2 protein-coding genes are annotated in these 1,536 nt (G+C 45.1%); both read left to right on the top strand.

Going from position 1 to position 1,536, the window contains the following annotated elements:
* Window positions 1–188, top strand: a 188-nt coding sequence (locus ACTHS3_RS12795) for a hypothetical protein (RefSeq protein WP_440368110.1), incomplete at its 5' end; no start/stop codon positions are given.
* A 58-nt stretch (window positions 189–246) separates the two neighbouring features.
* Complete coding sequence (gene dusA / locus ACTHS3_RS12790; RefSeq protein WP_070608615.1) at window positions 247–1,251, top strand: tRNA dihydrouridine(20/20a) synthase DusA; 1,005 nt, start codon at window positions 247–249, stop codon at window positions 1,249–1,251.
* Window positions 1,252–1,536 lie beyond the last annotated feature (285 nt).

The following is a 1,536-nucleotide window of genomic DNA, read 5'->3' as shown; positions in this document are numbered from 1 at the left end:
GAGGCGGTCTTGGGGATTATCGGGATGGATGGCGAAAAATTGTGCCATGTTTTTTTCCTTATCATTCTAATGGTTTGCTGTTTGGTATTTTAAAACTTATTTGGCCGTCTGAATATTGGATTTCCACCACCATGAATGGATTTAGCCTCAGCTACAACACCTTATATACCATTTTGATTTACTGCTAATATCGAAAGTCAATTTGATACACTATATAATGCATTATTTTGTTTGAAAGCCATCTCAATGTCTGCTTCTTCCCTACCTTCACGCCGCTTGTCTGTTGCCCCCATGCTCGATTGGACAGACAGACACTATCGCTTTATGGCGCGACAAATTACGCGCAATGCTTGGCTTTATAGCGAAATGGTCAATTCAGGCGCGGTGGTTCATGGAGATAAAGACCGTTTTTTAAGTTTCAACGAAGACGAGCAGCCGGTAGCTTTACAGCTTGGCGGTTCAGATCCGCATGACTTGGCAATCGCCGCTAAAGCAGCTGAGGCGTATGGCTATAATGAAGTCAACCTAAATTGCGGTTGCCCCAGCCCACGTGTTCAAAAAGGTGCTTTCGGCGCCTGCCTGATGAATGATGTAGATTTGGTGGCAGATTGTTTGAATGCGATGCAGGATGCAATTGAAATTCCGGTGACGGTCAAACACCGCATCGGTGTAGACAGACAAACAGAATATCAAGTCGTGGCAGATTTTGTGGGAACATTACGCGAAAAAACAGCCTGCCGCACATTTATCGTCCATGCGCGTAATGCCTGGTTGGACGGTTTATCCCCGAAAGAAAACCGCGAAGTCCCGCCACTCAAATATGAATACGTGTACCGTTTGAAACAAGAATTTCCCAACTTAGAAATTTTGATTAACGGCGGCATCACCACCAATGAAGAAATCGCCGAACATCTGAAATTTGTCGATGGTGTCATGATCGGGCGCGAGGCTTATCACAATCCAATGCTGATGCGCGATTGGGATACACTGTTTTACAACGACGCACACGCACCAATCCAATACGCAGATTTAGCGGCTTGGCTATACGCATACAGTCGCGAACAAATCGCCTTAGGACGAGGCACTATCCTGCGCCATATCGTCCGCCATACACTAGGCTTAATGCACGGCCTAAAAAATGCCCGCACTTGGCGCCGTATGCTCTCAGATGCCACCTTGCTAAAAGACAACGACGGCAGCCTGATTCTAGACGCATGGAAAGAAGTAGAACGCGCAAATATTTGGGACTAATGCCATATAGTGCGAATAAATGAAAGGCCGTCTGAAACATCCATTTTCAGACGGCCTTTTAAATTACAACAGACTGCTAAAGATATATTCATTTCTCTTTAGCTACTATCACGATTAATTCATCGAATAAACCCAAAACATAATCTAAGCATAAAAAAATGCGGCCTAAATAGGCCGCATTTACTTTGCTTCGTCTTTTCAGACGGCCTTTTCAGGCCGTCTGAAAGTCAGATTACCATTGGTAACCAACTGCTGCGGTAGCACCGAAGTGACCACGTGAGTTGC

It is taken from the genome of Neisseria sp. P0009.S007 (assembly GCF_051962515.1).
Note: the sequence above shows the minus strand (reverse complement) of the source record. Positions and strands in the feature narration are given on the sequence as shown.

Coding starts and splice junctions, on each gene's coding strand:
- dusA (WP_070608615.1), top strand. CDS start 247: ATGTCTGCTTCTTCCCTACCTTCACGCCGCTTGTCTGTTGCCCCCATG.